This window comes from Paenibacillus sp. EPM92 (assembly GCF_016586185.1).
Classification (GTDB): Bacteria; Bacillota; Bacilli; order Paenibacillales; family NBRC-103111; genus Paenibacillus_G; species Paenibacillus_G validus.
Genome location: NZ_BCPS01000015.1, coordinates 1 through 18,322 on the forward strand (window position 1 = coordinate 1; position 18,322 = coordinate 18,322).

The following is an 18,322-nucleotide window of genomic DNA, read 5'->3' on the forward strand; positions in this document are numbered from 1 at the left end:
GTACGAAGTTTCGATACTTGTTAATCAAGTATTCCAGCGCATCGCTATCGCCTTCGCGGACCGCTTCGACTACATCTTCGTCTGCCTTGAGGTCGTATTCGTACATTCTCAATTCTTTGAAGTCGACACTCACCACAATCCCTCCGGCCTGCGCTTGAAAGATAGGATTAGTATACATTATGTAACCTAACATCGTCAATAAAATTCGCGCTAGCAAAAGCTTCAAAGCCCACGGCCTTACGCTATTTTATCGCTCACGCCGCCAATCCTCGAGCCGTTTGCGCTGCTCGTCGCTTAAGCGGCTGTCGAACGTATTTCGCTTGGTTTCGGCCTCATCCTTGATCTTACGCCGGATTTCCTGACGCGCAAGGCGAACCTTCACCAGCAGCTCGCTGGCCGGAACCCGGTAGGCTCCCTTGCCGAAGATGACGTGCTGCTCGGTCATATCCGAAGTCGCTACATAAATCTGCTTACGCCGCCCGATATGGGTGACCACCAATCTTTCAATCAGCTCGTCCGCCGTTTCTTTCTCTTTCGTAAAATAGATGGGGAGCTTGCTCTGTGTGTATTTACCGCCCAGCCCGGGTACAAAGTAAGCATCAAAGACGAGAATGACCTTCATCCCGGAGTACGACTGGTATTCCGCCATGATCTGAATCAACCGGTCCCGCGCTTCTTCGAGCCGGATTTCCTTCAGCTTCTGCAGCTCCGGCCACGCTCCGATAATGTTGTACCCGTCCACAATCAAAATTTCTTGGATCATGCCGACCACCCGCCGAGATCAAACCGGCTGTGGCCGCTCACTGTGCCGCAAGCCGTTGGCGCACCACTTCGTACATAAAGACGGAAGCGGCAACCGACGCGTTCAGTGAATTGATTTGACCGAACATCGGCAGCTGCAGAAGAAAGTCGCACTTTTCCCGAATGAGCCGGCCAATGCCTTTGCCCTCGTTGCCGATCACGATCGCCAGCGGCAAATTTAAGTTTGTCTGGTAAAGCGGAGCCTTGGCGCCCACGTCCGCACCGGCGATCCAGACGCCCTGCTGCTTCAACTGCTCGATCGTCTGTGCCAAGTTCGTGACCCGCGCAACCGGCACGTATTCAACGGCGCCGGCCGATGTCTTGGAGACGGTCGCTGTCAATCCGACGGACCGCCGCTTAGGAATAATCACGCCATGTACGCCCGTGCAGTCGGCCGTCCGCAGAATCGAACCGAGATTGTGCGGATCTTCGATTTCGTCCAAAATGAGCAGGAACGGCGTCTCATTCTTCTCCGCCGCGCGCGCAAGCAAATCCTCGACGTCTACGTAGTCGTACGCAGCCACCTGCGCGACGACGCCCTGATGCTGAATGTCCCCGGCCATTTGATCCAGCTTCCGCTTATCGGCGAACTGGACGATAACCCCTTGCTGCTTAGCCTCCGCGATGATCGGCTGCGTCAGCTGTTTTTGCGCCTGCTCGGCCACCCATATTTTATTGATCGTGCGGCCGGAACGCAGCGCTTCCAACACGGAATGCTTGCCCCCAATGATTTCTTCCATGCAGGTCGTCCTCTCGTTATAGTTTAGATTTCTTGAGTTCAGCTTCTTCTTCCCGCTCCAACGACAAGTTCAGCAAGAACAGCAGCCGTTCCCAACGGCGCATGTAATATAAATAACCGATCAAGCATTCGAACGCGGTGCTGTGCCGGTATTCGAGCACGTCCGCGTTCTTCGCCTTCGTAGCGGACTTGGCGTTGCGGCCGCGCTTCACGATGTCCGTCTCCTCCTCCGTCAACAGAGGAAGCCACCGCGTTAACGATTTGGCCTGCGCTTTGGCCGATACGTACCGAGTCGCGAGCCGATGCAAATGATTCGGCTTGTGGTTCGTTTGCGACACCACATATTGCCGGATAAACACCTCGTACACGGCGTCTCCCATGTACGCGAGCACCAGAGGGTTCAACAGCCGCGGCTCGCGGGCCGGCGGAAACGCAAACAGGTTAACGCCGAATGGATCCGGTTCCGGTCCTGGATCACGTTTCGATTCAGTGTTACTTCTCGATTCACTTCCAACTTCAGGCTTCAACTCGTCTCGTCCGTTCCCCGTCATTTGCGCCGCCAACGAATGCCCTGAGCCGTATCTTCCAGCACGATGCCGCGTTCAGTCAATAGATCGCGAATTTCATCCGCACGAGCCCAGTTCTTGCTTTTGCGGGCTTCGGTACGGTCGGCGATCAGCTGCTCGATTTCTTCGTCAAGCAAATCGTCCGCTTCGGGCGCCAGAATGCCGAGCACATCGTCCATCGCCGCAAACTGCTGCAGCAAAAGCTCCAGCGTAGCCGCATTCACTTCCTCGCGGTTAGCGTAAGGGTTGGCCACATTGACTAATTCGAATACGGCGGTAATCGCATCCGGCGTATTGAAGTCGTCGTTCATTTTCGCTTCGAATTGCGCCTTCACGTCCTGAACCGCTGCTGCAATCGCGGCATCCGCTGCAGCGGGAGCGCCCCCCGTTTCCGCCGCTGCGGATTTCAGGCGATGCTTCAGCGCGGAGATACAGTTTTCAATGCGGGCTAAGCTGCCTTTGGCCTGCTCCACGGCCTCGTCGCTGAAATTGAGCGGGTTGCGGTAATGGCCCGACAGCATGAAATAACGAATGACTTGCGCGGGAATCGTCTTCAAGAGCTGGTGTACGGTTATGCCGTTGCCGAGCGATTTCGACATTTTCTCATTATTGATATTGACGAACCCGTTATGCATCCAGTAATTAGCCATCTGATGCCCGGTTAAACCTTCGGATTGCGCGATTTCGCATTCGTGGTGCGGGAATGTCAAATCCTGTCCCCCGCCGTGAATATCGATCGTCTCGCCCAAATATTTGCGAACCATGGCGGAACACTCGATGTGCCACCCGGGGCGGCCGTCGCCCCAAGGGCTCGACCAGCTGATTTCACCGGGCTTCGCCGCTTTCCAGAGCACGAAATCTTGCGGGTTCTCTTTGCGCTGATCGACATCGACACGGATACCGAACTGCAGTTCGTCGAGATTTTGCTGCGACAGCTTGCCGTATTCCGCAAACTTCGACGTGCGGAAGAATACGTCGCCTCCCGCTTCATAGGCAAGCCCTTTGGCTTCAAGGCCCGAGATGAACGCGATAATCTCGCCCATATTTTGGGTCACTCGCGGATGCACGGTCGCTTCACGAACGCCGAGCCCTTTCGTATCTTCATAATACTTTTGCACGAACAAGTCGGCTACTTCAGGAACCGTCGTTCCCATTTCTGCCGCCTTCTTAATCAGCTTATCGTCCACATCCGTAAAATTAACGACATACTTCACGTTGTACCCGATCGATTCGAGATATCGACGCACCACGTCGAAGAAGATGACCGGCCGTGCATTGCCGATATGAATATAGTCGTAAACCGTCGGCCCGCATACGTACATGTTTACTTGTCCCGCTGTGAGCGGCTTAAACTCATCCTTGTTGCGGGTTAACGTATTGTAAATCTTAAGCGTCATGAGATTCGCTTCCTCCGTTCTTTCGTTCCGATTCCAGGTGCGTCACTTTCGTTTTCAGTTCATCGACCTGCTCCTGCAGTTGGCGGAACATCTCGATGACCGGATCCGGCAAATTGTTGTGCTCCAGCCGTCCGACGCGCACCCCGTCCCGCTTCACGATCCGTCCCGGGATGCCGACCACCGTACTGTTCGGCGGCACTTCCGACAGCACGACCGCGTTCGAGCCGATCCTTGAATTTTCTCCGACCGTGAAGGAGCCCAGAACCTTGGCTCCGGCCGAGATGACGACATTGTTACCGAGTGTCGGATGCCGTTTGCCCTTCTCTTTCCCCGTACCCCCGAGCGTCACCCCGTGATACAGCAGCACGTCGTCCCCGATCTCGCACGTTTCCCCAATCACCACACCCATGCCGTGGTCGATGAAAAACCTTCTGCCGATCTTCGCCCCCGGATGAATCTCTATGCCTGTCATGAAGCGGCTGACTTGAGAAATGATTCGTGCGATCGTAAACCAGCGCTTCTTATAAAACCAATGCCCCACCCGGTGCGCCCATAGCGCATGCAAACCGGAGTAAGTAAATACAACCTCGAACCAGCCTCGCGCGGCAGGGTCATTCTCAAATATCGTATCGATGTCTTCTTTCATTCTGCTGAACATAGCTGGGACCCCACTTCCCCTGAACCTTGATAAAATGCCGCAATAACAAAAAACCCCTGCAGCCCGATTCGGCTGCAGAGGCGTTGTTCTTCGCGGTTCCACTCTGCTTGGTTGAACGAACCCGCAGCTTCGCGCGGCCCGTCACTCCCATCTTCATCGTTCGTATCGTGAACGCTACGGTAAAAACTACCCTGATGAGCGACAGCGGATAACCCTGGTCTCCGCTGAAAGTCAGATCGTCTTTACGGCTCCCGGGTGCACTTCCGCCGAATAAGGAATGGACAACTCGCAGCCGGCCGTCTAAGCCGGTCGTCCTCTCTGGGAATCCTCATATCTGCGTACTTTCCCGTTCGTCGCCGTTGGCATATGGTATTGTTTAAGATGTTAGCAGAAAACTAGACGCATTACAATAACTTCTTCAGACGTGCAAGCACGGTATCCCGGCCCAGAAGACGGATCGTCATATTCAGGTCCGGACCGTGCATTTGGCCGGTCAAAGCGACGCGGATCGTCATAAAGAGAGGTTTGCCTTTATAGCCGGTTTCCGTCTGGACCGCTTTGACCAAGGCTTTAATCGTGTCCACACTGAAGTCAGATGCGCCTTCCACCTGCTTCTGGAAGCTGCCGAGCACGATCGGGGCGTGTTCTTCGGCGAGCATAGCCTTCGCCTCGTCATCCAGCTGCACGTCCTCGCGGAAGAACAGCTCGGAGACCGGTACGATTTCCGCCGCGTACCGAAGTTGATCCTGATACAGCCCCACCAACGCGCGGACCCACTCGGCCTGTTCGTCGCTCAGCGTCGCGGGCAACCGTCCGGCCTGCTGCAGATGCGGCAGTGCGAGCGTTACGATTCTCTCCGGATCGGCTTTTTTAATATATAAATTATTCATCCAGTTAAGCTTATCCATATCGAACACGGCCGGGCTTTTCGACACACGGTCCAAGTCGAACTGGGCAATCAGCTCGTCCTTGCTGAAAATTTCCTCTTCGCCTTTCGGGGACCAGCCCAACAGCGCGATAAAGTTCATCACCGCTTCCGGCAGGTAGCCGAGCGCTTTGTACTGCTCGATGAATTGAATGATCGACTCGTCGCGCTTGCTCATTTTCTTGCGGTCCTGGTTCAGAATGAGCGATAAATGCGCGAATTCCGGCGTCGGAAGTCCAAGCGCTTCGTACATCATAATTTGACGCGGCGTATTCGTCAGATGCTCCTCGCCGCGGATGACGAGCGTGATTTTCATCAAGTGATCGTCCAGGATCACGGCAAAGTTATAGGTCGGAATCCCGTCCGGGCGGACGATAATAAAGTCGCCGATACCCGCGGACTCGAACTCGACATGCTCCCGGATGCGATCTTCGAACGCAATCACTTTATTGGCCGGCACGCGAAAACGGATGGACGGCTTGCGCCCTTCGGCCCGGTAAGCTTCCGCTTGCTCCGCTGTCAAGTGACGGCATTTGCCCGAATACATCGGCATATGGCCGGCCGCTTCTTGCTCGGCGCGCTCCGCCTCCAGCTCGGCCTCCGTGCAGAAGCAAGGATAGGCGTTCCCTTCGCGCAGCAGCTGCTCCACGAACGGTTGATACAGATCGAGCCGTTCGGTCTGCCGGTAAGGCCCGTACGGTCCGCCGATGTCGACGCTCTCGTCCCAATCGATGCCGAGCCAGCGCAGGCCTTCCAACTGACTATCCACACCGGACTCCACGTGCCGACTCTGATCGGTATCCTCGAAGCGTATAATGAACTGCCCCTCATGCTTGCGGGCATATAAATAGTCGAACAATGCGGTACGGGCGCCCCCGATATGTAAATGTCCGGTCGGACTCGGCGCATACCTTACGCGAATATTTGCCATGACCCCATTCTCCTTCCGTCTCCCTTGAAACTAATACTCGTTATGATAGCACACCTTGAACCAGACAGACAATCGCCTGCGCGGCGATGCCTTCCCCTCGTCCGGTAAAGCCGAGCTGCTCGGTGGTCGTCGCCTTGACGTTCACCTGCGACGCTTCCGCGCCGAGCGCAGCGGCAATCCGTTCCACCATAGCCGGAATGTATGGAGCCATCTTCGGCTTCTGCGCGATGATCGTACAATCCGCGTTGCCGAGCCGATACCCCGCTTCCGTCGCCAGCTTCCATATGTGCAGCAGCAGCTTGTAGCTGTCCGCATCCTTGAATTCCGCATCCGTATCCGGAAAATGCTTGCCGATATCCCCCATCGCCAGAGCGCCGAGAATAGCGTCGCTTAACGCATGCAGCAGCACATCCGCATCGGAATGACCGAGCAGTCCTTTCTCATAAGGAATTTCGACGCCTCCGATGATGCATTTGCGGCCCTCGACCAATTGGTGCACATCAAACCCTTGCCCTACGCGAATCATTGGCTTCCCTCTCCCCTGACGTTTCGTAGTATCCACGCCGCCCAAGGCAAATCCTCCGGCGTCGTAATCTTAATGTTATAATAATCGCTTTCGACAACCGATACCTGCCGCCCGAGCCGTTCCACCAGCATCGCGTCGTCCGTACCCGTGAAGCCTTCTTCTCGCGCTTTCGCATGCGCCTCCAACAGCAAGGCAAGACGAAAAGCTTGCGGGGTTTGAATCGCCCACAAGCTGCTGCGGTCCGGCGTCGCCTCTATGACGCCTTCTCTGTTCACGATTTTGATCGTATCCTTCACCGGTACGGCAAGCACCGCCGCTTCCGTCAATTCGGCTTGCCGCAAGCAAGCCCGAACATGCGTTTCCGCTGCAAACGGGCGCACGCCATCGTGAACGAGCACCCATTCGACGCGGTCCCCCAGCGCCGACAGCCCTTGACAGACGGAATCTTGGCGTTCCTTCCCGCCTGCGAGGATTGCGGTTACTTTAGAGAGACCGTATGCCCTCACATAAGACCGGCAGCGGTCTACATCGCCCGCTCCCGTCACCAGCACGATTTCGTCCACGAACGGCATCCGATTGAACGCCGATAATGTATGAACCAGAATCGGCTTGTCGTCTAACTGCAAATATTGTTTGCTTTCCCGCGTGCCCATGCGCGTACCTTTACCGGCCGCCACAATGACGACGCCAACGCCTGTGTTCAAACCGTCCACCTGCCCAAACCGTCTGGCGTTTTCCTCGCAGCCCGCATTCTCGCTTCATCTGCTTACCCCGGAAAAACGCATCCTCTCTATCATAACGCTTTAGAGCGCTTTTTCCAATAGTTTCGGTTTGGCGAAAATCATCCGGCCTGCCGACGTCTGCAGCACGCTTGTCACCAGCACATCCAGCGTCGTTCCGATAAAATCGCGTCCGCCTTCCACGACAATCATCGTGCCGTCATCCAAATAAGCGACGCCTTGACCGTGCTCTTTACCGTCCTTAATCACCTGAACGAGAATCTCCTCGCCCGGCAGCACGACCGGCTTGACCGCATTGGCCAAGTCGTTAATGTTCAGCACCGAGACGCCCTGAAGCTCGCACACCTTATTCAGGTTGAAATCGTTCGTAATCACTTTGCCCTGCAGCACTTTCGCCAGCTTCACCAGCTTGCTGTCCACTTCGGAGATTTCTTCGAAGTCTCCTTCATAGATCAATACCTTAACGTCGAGCTCCTTTTGAATTTTGTTCAAAATATCAAGCCCTCGGCGTCCCCGGTTGCGCTTCAGCAAATCGGAGGAATCGGCAATATGCTGCAGTTCCTCCAGTACGAATTCGGGTATGACCAACGTCCCCTCAATAAAACCGGTCTTGCAGATGTCGGCGATTCGCCCATCGATGATGACGCTCGTATCTAAAATTTTGTGTTCCTCAAAACCTTTCACTTCACCAGGGGCCCGGCGTGTCCGATCCCCGGCGCGCTTTTCCAGCATAGCCACGAGCTCTTCTTTTTTGACCGTCCCCAGCCTATAGCCGGCGTACCCCAGCACGCCGATACACAGCATATGCAGGAGCGGATTGGAAAAGCCCGAGCGCTCAAGCGGCTGCAAGATCAGCGAAGACACGAGCAGTCCTACGCCCATACCGGTCGTACCGGCTAACAAATCGGTAACCGGCACGTGAGCGACACGCTCTTCTCCGCTGCGGATCATCCGCAGCAAATATGCGAGCGTCCATCCGCTTACGGAATAAAACACAAGCGCGCCGATCGCGAACATCCAAACGGCTTGTCCTTGGATCGTTTCTATCCCGATGACTGATGCTATGACTTCAAAAAAAGGTTTACCTAACGTATCACTCCACCCGTTCCCCAATGCTCCCCCGACGACGGCAAACAAGAGCTGGAACCATTTTTTCATCATAGTCTTCACCTCCATAAAATCCTATTTTGCATTCTAGTTACAATTATGAACCAAAAGCTCTCTGCCTAATCGTAGCCAAGGTAAGAAAATGCAAAAAAGCATTTATTTCCCTTTCGGAAAATAAATGCTTTTCATTTTCGCTTTGTTCCGTTTAGATGGCCGTGGTCTTGGACTCCGGCTCATCTACCGCTTTTTTTCGTTTGCGGCGGAGGAAGAAGAAGACTCGATCAACGTTTTTTTTTAGCCCGTACAGCGCATATAACAGCAGCGGTACGAAGATCATCTTGGATAAGGTACCCGGGAATTGAATCGCCAGGACGACGGCGGCAATCACGACGACCGGCGTAATCCAAATCGCCGCTTTCGGGATACCGATTTTCTTAAAGTTCGGATACTTCACGGTGCTGATCATTAAATAGGACAAGAGCAGCGTCGACAACGCAAGCACGATCGTATTCAGTTCTTGGTGAAACAGCGCAAGCGTACACAGAACGCCGCCTGCAGCTGGAATCGGCAAGCCGATAAAGTAACCCGGCGTTCCGGCAACTACATTGAAGCGAGCGAGACGCAAAGCCCCGCAAATGGGGAAGATGGCGGTGACGATCCAAGCGGCAGCTGCATTCAGCTCCGTGAAAGCGACGACATACATAATGAATGCCGGGGCAACGCCGAACGAGATGACATCGGACAACGAATCCAGTTCTTTGCCGAATTCGCTTTGCGCATTAAGCGCCCTTGCTACGCGACCGTCCAAACCGTCAAGCAGCATCGCCACGATCACCATGATAGCCGCAAGCTCAGGTTTATTGTTAAATACGGAGATAATCGCGATAATACCCAGAAAAAGATTCCCAATCGTGAACAGGTTCGGGAGAGATTTTGCTATCATGTATTTGATCCACCTCTGGTTTTACTGTGCCCCAATACCAATATGTATATGAGGCCACCTTATGATTGTATGCAAGTTAGATATGTCTGTCAATGAGTACCTGATCTTGGATACGCTTCAAGCCTTCTTTTATGGTCCGGGCCCGCACTTCGCCGATCCCGTCCACTTCATCCAGCTCATCGATGGTCGCCATCATAAGGTGCGGAAGCTGCCGGAAGCGTTCAATCAGATTATTGATGATAATCGACGGCAGCCGAGGAATTTTGTTCAACACGCGGTAGCCGCGCGGCGACACGATTTCTTCCGCGCCGGCGGAAATATGCGGATAGCCGAGCAATCTTGAGATCTGCGCATGATCGAGAATTTCATCGCTGGCAAGCCGTTTCAACTGTGCGAACACGTCCCTGACCTTCTCTTCGTTGCATTCCTTAATATAATCTTTGACGAGCAAATAAGCCTCGCGTTCTGTATTGCCTACCAATTCCTCGAGCTGCATGCTGATCAAACGCCCCTCGTTGCCGAGTTCGTTGATATATCGATTAATCTCCGCTTTAATCCGCAGCACCATTTCAATCCGTTGGATGACGCTGGTGACGTCGTGCAGCGTAACGAGCTCCTCGAATTCGGAAGCTCCCAGATTCGTCATATCCTGATCGAGCACAGACTTATATTTCTCAAGCGTTTGGATCGCCTGGTTGGCCTTCGTTAGTATGACGCCGATGTCCTTCAACGCATACCGAAGATTTCCTTGGTACAACGTAATGACATTACGCCGCTGGGAAATGGACACGACGAGCTTCGAGGTTTGCTTCGCTACCCGTTCGGCCGTACGATGCCGGATCCCGGTTTCCGAAGAGGAAATCGAGGAATCGGGGATAAGCTGCGTGTTGGCATACAAAATACGTTTCAAGTCCTCGCTGAGAATGATCGCGCCATCCATTTTAGCCAATTCATATAAATAATTCGGGGAAAAATCACAGTTAATGGAAAATCCCCCATCCACAATTTCCATGACCTCCGGACTGTAGCCGACTACGATCAACCCGCCCGTTTTGGCGCGCAGCACATTCTCGAGTCCGTCCCGAAACGGGGTGCCCGGCGACACCAGTTGCAATAATTGGCTCATTACGTCGCGTTTTAGATCTTCCTTGCTCAAAGATGTCCCTCCTGACGACTAAACTAAAGCGGCGGACAGCGCTTCCGCAACGGTCTGCACGCCAATGATTTCGATCCCCTTCGGGGGTGTCCAACCTTTTAAACTTTTCTGAGGCATAATGACCCGTTTGAAGCCGAGCTTCTGGGCTTCACGGACGCGCTGATCGACGCGGGACACGCCGCGCACTTCCCCGGTCAATCCCACTTCACCGAATACAACATCGAACGGCTGGGTAGGCTGATCGCGAAAACTTGATGCGATGCTGACGGCAACCGCCAAATCGACGGCCGGCTCATCCAGCTTCACCCCGCCCGCCACGTTCAGATATGCGTCTTGATTTTGGAGAAACATGCCCATCCGCTTCTCCAGTACGGCTATAATTAACGAGAGCCGGTTGTGATCATATCCGGTCGCCATACGCCTCGGGGACGGAAAGTTCGTCGTTGAAATCAACGCCTGCAGCTCCACAAGCACAGGCCGGGTCCCCTCCATGCTGGCGACGACCGTCGAGCCGGCAACGCCGAGCGGGCGCTCGGACAAGAACAGCTCGGACGGATTGTCGACTTCGACCAACCCGCTTTCGCGCATTTCGAAAATCCCGATTTCGTTCGTCGAGCCGAATCGATTCTTAACGGCCCGAAGCACCCGGTATGAATGATGCCGCTCTCCTTCAAAATACAGAACGCAATCGACCATATGTTCGAGGAGACGAGGCCCAGCGATAGCCCCTTCCTTAGTAACATGGCCAACAAGTACGGTTGCGATACCTTTAACCTTGGCGATCCGCATAAAATGCCCGGTGCACTCGCGAACTTGGGAGACGCTTCCCGGTGCTGACGCCACGGCCGGATGGTACACGGTCTGAATCGAATCGATAACGATAAAATCGGGCTGCACCTCTTCGATCGCCGCCTCGATAAATTCCACATTCGTCTCGCTCAGCACGAACAGAAGGGGCGATACCGCCTGCAGGCGATCCGCGCGTAGCTTGGTCTGCCGTACCGATTCCTCGCCCGAGATGTACAGCACCTTTAACATCTGCGCCGTGAGCTCATGCGAGGTTTGAAGCAGCAGCGTCGATTTCCCGATACCCGGATCGCCTCCGACCAAAATTAACGAGCCCGGCACCAAGCCTCCGCCGAGCACCCGGTTCAACTCCTTGTTCCGCGTGACAATCCTGGCTTCTTCACTGCTTTCTATGTCTATGATCGAAATCGCTTTTTCTTTCTTATTGGTAATCGAAGTGTGCGAGCCCCTGCTCTTGCTGACCGTCTCCACTTCTTCGACGAACGTATTCCATGCTTCACAGCCAGGACACTTGCCCAGCCATTTCGGCGATTCATACCCGCATTGCTGGCAATAAAATTTCGTTTTCGTTTTGCTCATATTTCTTCTCCCGACTTAAGTTCCATTACAAAGTTTACCATGCCTAAGAATCCTTGAAAACCCTTATAGCCATGTCAGGCAAAATAAAAAAAGCTTTCGTCCAAAGCTGTATGCAAATAAAGAAAAAACCCGCTGCCGGTATACCCGACAGCGGGAAAATCTGTTTCCTAGGCTTCCGTGCCTACGCTTTGATTTCGTTGAACGACAAGTTCGCCATCCTTCTCATCAATCGTTAATGTATCGCCTTTCGAGATGTTTCCGCGAAGCAGCTCTTCGGACAAGCGGTCCTCGATATGCTTCTGAATGGCCCGGCGCAGCGGTCTGGCTCCAAAGCTCGGATCGAAGCCCTCTTTAGCCAAGAACGCCTTCGCGGAGTCCGTCAGCACGAAGTCGACGTCCTGCTCCTTAAGACGTTTACGCAGCTCGTCGGCCATCAAGGTTACGATTTGCGCGATATGCGTTTCGTCGAGCGAATGGAAGACGATGATTTCGTCGATCCGGTTCAAGAATTCCGGACGGAAGCTTTTCTTCAGCTCGCCCATCACTTTGTCTTTCATGTTATTGTAGTCTCTGCCCGCATCGTGCGCCGCGGTAAAGCCCAGCGTCGAATTTTTCTTAATGACGTCCGCGCCGACGTTGGAGGTCATAATAATCAACGTATTGCGGAAGTCGACCGTACGGCCTTTGGAATCGGTCAGACGGCCGTCCTCGAGCACTTGAAGCAGGATGTTGAACACTTCCGGGTGCGCCTTCTCGATCTCGTCGAGCAGGACAACCGAGTACGGCTTGCGGCGGACCTTCTCGGTCAACTGGCCGCCTTCTTCATAACCGACATATCCCGGAGGCGCGCCGACCAGACGGGATGTCGAGTGCTTCTCCATGTACTCGGACATGTCGATCCGGATTACCGCGTTCTCGTCGCCGAAGAGGGACTCGGCCAGTGCACGCGCCAGCTCTGTTTTCCCAACCCCGGTCGGGCCAAGGAAGATGAACGAGCCCATCGGGCGTTTCGGGTCTTTCAGACCGGCTCTCGCACGGCGGATCGCACGGCTGACGGCTTTCACCGCTTCGTCTTGACCGATAACGCGGTCATGCAGAATCGATTCCATTTTGAGCAGGCGTTCCGTTTCCTCTTCGGCCAATTTGACTACCGGGATGCCGGTCCAGCTGGCGACCACCTGTGCAATATCCTCCGGCGTTACCTCGGAATCGGTGCGGCCTTGCTTCTCTTTCCACTCGTTCTTCGTGGAATCGAGCTCTTCGCGCAGCTTTTGCTCGGTATCGCGGAGGGATGCCGCCTTCTCGAACTCTTGGCTTTGCACCGCAGCATCCTTCTCTTTGCGGATATCCTCGAGCCTATTTTCCATATTTTTCAAATCTGGCGGTACCGTGTATGAGCGAAGTCTCACTTTGGAGCTCGCTTCGTCAATCAAGTCGATTGCTTTGTCCGGTAAGAACCGGTCCGTAATGTAACGATCGGACAGTTTGACCGCTTGCTCAATGGCTTCGTCCGTAATTTTCACGCGGTGATGCGCTTCATAGCGATCGCGCAAACCGTGCAGGATTTGGATCGCTTCTTCCGGCGACGGCTGATCGACCGTAATCGGCTGGAAGCGTCTTTCAAGCGCCGCGTCCTTCTCGATATATTTGCGATACTCGTCAAGCGTCGTCGCGCCGATGCATTGCAGCTCGCCGCGAGCCAGCGCCGGCTTCAGGATGTTGGAAGCGTCGATCGCGCCTTCTGCACCTCCTGCGCCGATGAGCGTATGCAGCTCGTCGATGAACAGAATGATGTTCCCGGCTTGACGAATTTCGTCCATGATTTTTTTAAGGCGATCTTCAAATTCACCGCGGTATTTCGTTCCGGCCACCACCGAACCCATGTCAAGGGTCATGACGCGTTTGTCTCGCAGTGTCTCCGGAATTTCATTAGCCACTATTTTTTGCGCGAGGCCTTCGGCAATCGCCGTTTTACCCACCCCGGGCTCCCCGATCAAGACCGGGTTGTTCTTGGTCCGGCGGCTCAGCACTTGGATGACGCGCTCAATCTCTTTGCTCCGGCCGATAACCGGATCCAGATTGCCTTCCTTCGCGTAAGCCGTCAAATCGCGCGCTAGGCCATCCAGCGTCGGCGTATTCACGTTAACGGGATTGCCGTGGCTCGGCGATACGACCTCGCTGCTGCCCAGCAGCTGCAGCACTTGCTGACGCGCCTTGTTAAGGCTGACGCCGAGGTTGTTAAGCACGCGCGCCGCCACGCCCTCGCCTTCGCGAATCAGGCCGAGCAGAATGTGTTCGGTGCCGACATACGTATGGCCGAGTTTGCGGGCTTCGTCCATCGACAGCTCAATTACCTTTTTCGCACGAGGCGTGTAGGCGATATTGGTAGGTTGTTCTTGACCGCGGCCGATGAGCGATTCGACTTCGTCTTGAATTTTCTCCAGGCCGAGGCCGAGCGCGATCAAAGCTTTAGCCGCGATCCCTTCGCCTTCGCGAATCAGTCCGAGTAAAATATGCTCGGTTCCGATATTGTTATGACCCAATCGGACTGCTTCCTCTTGAGCCAAAGAGAGCACTTTCTGCGCACGTTCCGTAAATCTGCCAAACATCATGAGTAACACCTCCAAGATTGGTATACATTTTATTTATGCTGCGTTAACCACAAGACGAGGCTTATCCTGATGTCAGCGAGCTTCATCCGATTCGGACATTTTATCCCGGATCAGCTGCGCTCTTCTAATGTCTCTTTCTTCAGGCGATAGCTTTTCTCCTGCTGTTTGCTGCAAAAAACCTGGTTGCGTCATCACCAGCAGTTCATTCAGCGCCTGAGGAGACACTTTCTTGATAAAGCCCATATCAATGCCTAGCCGCACATCTGAAAGCCGCTGGGCCGCTTCCTTGGAATCCATAATAGCCGCATACGATAAAATTCCGAAAGAACGGCTTACCCGGTCGAGCAGCTTCGCTCTGCTTTCTTGCGCCAGCTTTTGGCGTGCCGCCCGTTCATGCTCAATGATTTGCCGGACGACACTGTGCAGGTTATCGATAATTTCTTCTTCCGATTGACCCAGCGTAATTTGATTCGAAATTTGGAATAAATTGCCCAGTGCCTCGCTGCCTTCCCCGTACAGTCCTCTCACCGCCAGCCCCACCTGTGTGATGGCCGACAAAATCCGGTTAATTTGCTGCGTTAGCACAAGCGCCGGCAAATGAATCATGACCGAGGCTCGAATGCCGGTTCCCACGTTAGTCGGACAGCTTGTCATGTAGCCCCGTTTCTCATCAAACGCGTACTCCAGATGGCTTTCGAACAAATCGTCGATCTGATTCGCCAAGTCCCACGCTTCCTTAATCTGAAAACCGGGGCACAAGCATTGTATTCGAAGATGGTCCTCTTCATTCACCATGATGCTGATCGATTCGTTGTCGGACAAAATGACCGCGCCGTTCCGCGACTCGTTAGCGAGCGCCGGACTGATCAAGTGTTTCTCCACGAGCACCCTTCGCTTCAACTCATCCAATTCGGACAACGGGAGCAGCGTAAACCGGCTGATCGTATCGAGTTCTTCGTTCCCGAGCACTTCGGATACTTTATCGAGCACTTCCTTGGATTGTTGGTTCGTCGCCAGCATAGGGAACGGGTACGCTCTTACGTTGCGGGCGATACGGATTCGGCTGCTGATGACGATATCCGAGTCCGGGCCATCTCCCTTCATCCAATCGCTTAACGCATTTTCCGTAAAGCGGTGCACTTCCGCCATTAGGAATCCTCCTCTCTATCGTCCATCGTTTAAGCTTCTGATATTTTTCGTTCCAATTCCCGAATTTGATCTCGGATCTTTGCCGCTTGCTCAAATTCTTCTTTCTCAATGCGCACAAGCAGTTCTTTCTTCAGCGAGTCGATTTCGCGTTTATATTGAATTAACCCGCCTGATCGTTTCGGAACCTTGCCCGTGTGCACAATATTGCCGTGAACCCGCTTGAACAACGGATCCAGTTTCTCTGTAAAATGCTTGTAACACTCGCTGCAGCCGAATCTTCCGACTTTGCTGAACTGACTGTACGTCAAGCCGCAGTGTTCGCAGCGTGTAGGTTGAATTTTAGAAGCAGACGCATTGTGCGAAGACGGCTCGAAATCAAGAAGCCCGCTCAGCAGGTTGTGGATTGAAAATCCGTTCGGAGTGCCCGGAATGAGCTCCCCCTTCTCTCTGGCGCATGTTTCGCAAATGTGAAATTCGGTTTTCTCGCCATTCAGTATTTTCGTAAAGTGAAGCGTCGCTTGTTTCTTTCCGCATTCCTGACAGATCAAGACGGCCCCTCCTTCAGTTCATGAATTGAAGGTTAATTATTTGCCCAGCAGCGATATCAGCATCGCTTTCAACAGCTTGGCGCGAATTTCGTCCCGCAGCGGCAGCTTTAAGGCCAACACTTCACGGGCCATCGCCGCTTTCATTAAGCATGCTTCCCGCCGGGTAATGTACTTGCCTTCCTCGAGTTGATACAAGAGCCCTTCAGATGCGGTCTGGTCGATGTGCGTGCCTATATTCTGGAAAATAAAGTCGAGCACCGTACCCTGCGAATGCAGCCCGATTTTCTGAATGCGTATGTACCCTCCGCCGCCGCGCTTGCTTTCGACAACGTAACCTTTCTCCAAGGTAAAGCGGGTACTGATCACATAATTGATTTGCGATGGAACGCAATTGAATTGATCGGCCAGTTCATTGCGCTGGATCTCGACCACGCCGTCGGGGCTCTGCTGCAAAATTTGCTTCAGATACTGTTCAATGACTTCTGAAACATTGCGCATCCATTTGACCTCCACGACTAAAGTTGAAGAAAACGTCAAAGGTTTAGTCTTGTTTCTGACTTTGACTTTCTTTGACTTTAAAAACATTATAGCAGATTTACACAAGAATGCAACTATTCCCTAACGCCTTAAACCTCATGCGCTGATGCATATTCTGACCTCATTTCGGACCTCATCGATCTACAGTTATTATGTTTAAATTCAGTGGGATTATGTTTTCATTATTTACATGGCTCTCCACGATATACATCAAGGACTCAAATCGGCTATCCACATCTATTTCCGTCATCTGATTACCAGGGTGCTTCAACCTTCGATCACCCCTCAGCAATACCCAGACTATGGGAAATCAACCACTACACCCCCTCGGCACCCTTAGCGGACAACACATATCCGTTCCAGACGGTGGCACAATACAGTGTATGAACGGCGTGGCAGCTTTGTCTACGTTGCTAATCTGACCGTAAGGAGTGAACCTATTTTGAAACGGATCTGCTACTTCGTCCTCACTGTGGCACTGGCCCTGGTTAGCCAGTTCTCGATCTCAGCCATTCCAGCCTATGCTGACGGACCCTATCATTTCGGATTTAAAAAAAGCGTAAACGGCCAGTTACCCTCCATCGATGAAGAAGGCTTTAAATCATTGCTGCAAAAATATGAAGCGATCTTCACCGGAGATACTTCCCAAAAAGAATTATATTTAACTTTTGATAACGGCTATGAGAATGGGTATACGTCCCGAATTCTGGACGTGCTGAAACAAAAGCAGGTGCCCGCCATTTTCTTTGTCACAGGCCACTACGTCACAAGTCAACCCGAGCTGCTGAAGCGGATGGTGCAAGAAGGTCATCTGATCGGTAATCATTCTTGGCATCATCCCGACATGAGTCAAATTTCTGCGGACCGCATTCGTGAGGAATTAACGAAGGTCAAGACAGAGGTTACCGCCGTAACAGGGCAACAGGAAATGCGATATTTACGTACCCCACGGGGTATATTTAACGAACGGACGTTGGATGTAAGCAAACAGCTCGGCTATATCAACGTATTCTGGTCGATCGCCTACAAGGATTGGGACACGAAGGATCAGAGAGGGGCGAAATACGCCTATGATAAAGTGACTTCGCAGCTTCATCCTGGAGCGGTTATCTTGCTTCATTCGATTTCCAAAGATAACACGGATGCGTTGGCCAGCATTATCGATGAAGCGCGTCGGCAAGGTTATGTGTTCAAAAGTTTGGGGGAAATGAGTGTTCGAACGCCTTAAGCAAGACAAAGAGCCAGCGAGAACGGGGCAGTATTACGCTCATGCTGGCTCTTTGATTTTTTATTCATAGCTGAATCATGATGCGTGATCTCCGCTATTTGCGGTAAAATAAATAAAAGCCCGGTTGGATAAATTCCAAACGGACTTTTATGGATGCTTGGCGACGTTCTACTCTCCCAGGACCCTGCGGTCCAAGTACCATCGACGCTGGAAGGCTTAACGTTCGTGTTCGGGATGGGTACGCGTGGTTCCCTTCCGCCATCATCACCAAACGGATGTTGATGCTTCTGCCGCGAAACATCAGATCTTGCCATTCAAGGCGGCTTGCACCTTGAAAACTGGATACGAAACTCAGCATGCTGAATGCTTTGAT

17 protein-coding genes, 1 rRNA gene and 1 pseudogene are annotated in these 18,322 nt (G+C 53.1%); 1 reads left to right on the plus strand and 18 read right to left on the minus strand.

The annotated features are described in order from the left end of the window. From JMF85_RS02620 to JMF85_RS02700, 17 genes and pseudogenes are all read right to left on the minus strand, one after another. Nucleotides 1-133, minus strand: a pseudogene (locus tag JMF85_RS02620) (RNA polymerase sporulation sigma factor SigH); the annotation flags it as partial. Nucleotides 134-247: 114 nt separating this feature from the next. Continuing rightward, complete coding sequence (locus tag JMF85_RS02625) at nt 248-763, minus strand: NYN domain-containing protein (protein WP_054797077.1); 516 nt, start codon at nt 761-763, stop codon at nt 248-250. Between the two features lie 37 nt (nt 764-800). After that, entirely contained in the window at nt 801-1,541 is a 741-nt protein-coding gene (gene rlmB / locus JMF85_RS02630) for a 23S rRNA (guanosine(2251)-2'-O)-methyltransferase RlmB (RefSeq protein WP_054797076.1), read from the minus strand. A 16-nt stretch (nt 1,542-1,557) separates the two neighbouring features. Further along, the gene (locus tag JMF85_RS02635; RefSeq protein ID WP_127608807.1) at nt 1,558-2,091 is read right to left on the minus strand and encodes a Mini-ribonuclease 3; all 534 of its coding nucleotides are present in this window, start codon (nt 2,089-2,091) and stop codon (nt 1,558-1,560) included. Further along, nucleotides 2,088-3,503 carry a cysteine--tRNA ligase gene (gene cysS / locus JMF85_RS02640; RefSeq protein WP_155615620.1) on the minus strand — a complete coding sequence of 472 codons (1,416 nt, stop codon included), beginning with the start codon at nt 3,501-3,503 and terminating at the stop codon, nt 2,088-2,090. The genes JMF85_RS02635 and cysS overlap by 4 nt, the downstream gene beginning before the upstream one ends. Continuing rightward, nucleotides 3,493-4,161 (minus strand): serine O-acetyltransferase, encoded by a 669-nt coding sequence (gene cysE / locus JMF85_RS02645; protein ID WP_127608806.1) that lies wholly within the window; start codon nt 4,159-4,161, stop codon nt 3,493-3,495. Before cysE ends, cysS begins: the two co-directional genes overlap by 11 nt. Nucleotides 4,162-4,565: 404 nt before the next feature. Then, nucleotides 4,566-6,017 carry a glutamate--tRNA ligase gene (gene gltX / locus JMF85_RS02650; protein ID WP_127608805.1) on the minus strand — a complete coding sequence of 484 codons (1,452 nt, stop codon included), beginning with the start codon at nt 6,015-6,017 and terminating at the stop codon, nt 4,566-4,568. A gap of 40 nt (nt 6,018-6,057) precedes the next feature. Beyond that, nucleotides 6,058-6,543, minus strand: a complete 486-nt coding sequence (ispF, locus tag JMF85_RS02655; protein WP_054797074.1) for a 2-C-methyl-D-erythritol 2,4-cyclodiphosphate synthase — start codon at nt 6,541-6,543, stop codon at nt 6,058-6,060. After that, the gene (ispD, locus tag JMF85_RS02660) at nt 6,540-7,247 is read right to left on the minus strand and encodes a 2-C-methyl-D-erythritol 4-phosphate cytidylyltransferase (RefSeq protein WP_127608804.1); all 708 of its coding nucleotides are present in this window, start codon (nt 7,245-7,247) and stop codon (nt 6,540-6,542) included. Before ispD ends, ispF begins: the two co-directional genes overlap by 4 nt. Nucleotides 7,248-7,346: 99 nt before the next feature. Then, nucleotides 7,347-8,444 carry a PIN/TRAM domain-containing protein gene (locus JMF85_RS02665; RefSeq protein ID WP_127608803.1) on the minus strand — a complete coding sequence of 366 codons (1,098 nt, stop codon included), beginning with the start codon at nt 8,442-8,444 and terminating at the stop codon, nt 7,347-7,349. Between the two features lie 151 nt (nt 8,445-8,595). Then, nucleotides 8,596-9,333 (minus strand): CDP-diacylglycerol--serine O-phosphatidyltransferase, encoded by a 738-nt coding sequence (gene pssA / locus JMF85_RS02670; protein ID WP_127608802.1) that lies wholly within the window; start codon nt 9,331-9,333, stop codon nt 8,596-8,598. Between the two features lie 76 nt (nt 9,334-9,409). Beyond that, complete coding sequence (disA, locus tag JMF85_RS02675; protein ID WP_054799679.1) at nt 9,410-10,459, minus strand: DNA integrity scanning diadenylate cyclase DisA; 1,050 nt, start codon at nt 10,457-10,459, stop codon at nt 9,410-9,412. A gap of 48 nt (nt 10,460-10,507) precedes the next feature. Then, on the minus strand, nt 10,508-11,875 hold the full coding sequence (gene radA / locus JMF85_RS02680) for a DNA repair protein RadA (protein WP_054797073.1): 1,368 nt from the start codon (nt 11,873-11,875) through the stop codon (nt 10,508-10,510). 167 nt (nt 11,876-12,042) lie between these two features. Next, nucleotides 12,043-14,487: an ATP-dependent protease ATP-binding subunit ClpC gene (gene clpC, locus JMF85_RS02685; protein WP_127608801.1), complete on the minus strand. Its 2,445-nt coding sequence runs from the start codon at nt 14,485-14,487 to the stop codon at nt 12,043-12,045. A gap of 72 nt (nt 14,488-14,559) precedes the next feature. Beyond that, nucleotides 14,560-15,636: a protein-arginine kinase McsB gene (gene mcsB / locus JMF85_RS02690; RefSeq protein WP_054797072.1), complete on the minus strand. Its 1,077-nt coding sequence runs from the start codon at nt 15,634-15,636 to the stop codon at nt 14,560-14,562. Between the two features lie 29 nt (nt 15,637-15,665). Beyond that, a complete protein-coding gene (gene mcsA / locus JMF85_RS02695; protein ID WP_127608800.1) occupies nt 15,666-16,184 on the minus strand; it encodes a protein-arginine kinase activator protein McsA in 519 nt (172 codons plus the stop codon). A gap of 36 nt (nt 16,185-16,220) precedes the next feature. Beyond that, the gene (locus JMF85_RS02700; protein WP_054797071.1) at nt 16,221-16,682 is read right to left on the minus strand and encodes a CtsR family transcriptional regulator; all 462 of its coding nucleotides are present in this window, start codon (nt 16,680-16,682) and stop codon (nt 16,221-16,223) included. A 511-nt stretch (nt 16,683-17,193) separates the two neighbouring features. On the opposite strand from JMF85_RS02700, the gene pdaA reads away from it, so the two are divergent. Beyond that, the gene (pdaA, locus tag JMF85_RS02705; RefSeq protein ID WP_236595711.1) at nt 17,194-17,949 is read left to right on the plus strand and encodes a delta-lactam-biosynthetic de-N-acetylase; all 756 of its coding nucleotides are present in this window, start codon (nt 17,194-17,196) and stop codon (nt 17,947-17,949) included. 155 nt (nt 17,950-18,104) lie between these two features. Here the strand turns inward: pdaA and rrf are convergent. Beyond that, nucleotides 18,105-18,221, minus strand: a 5S ribosomal RNA gene (gene rrf, locus JMF85_RS02710). Nucleotides 18,222-18,322: the final 101 nt, after the last annotated feature.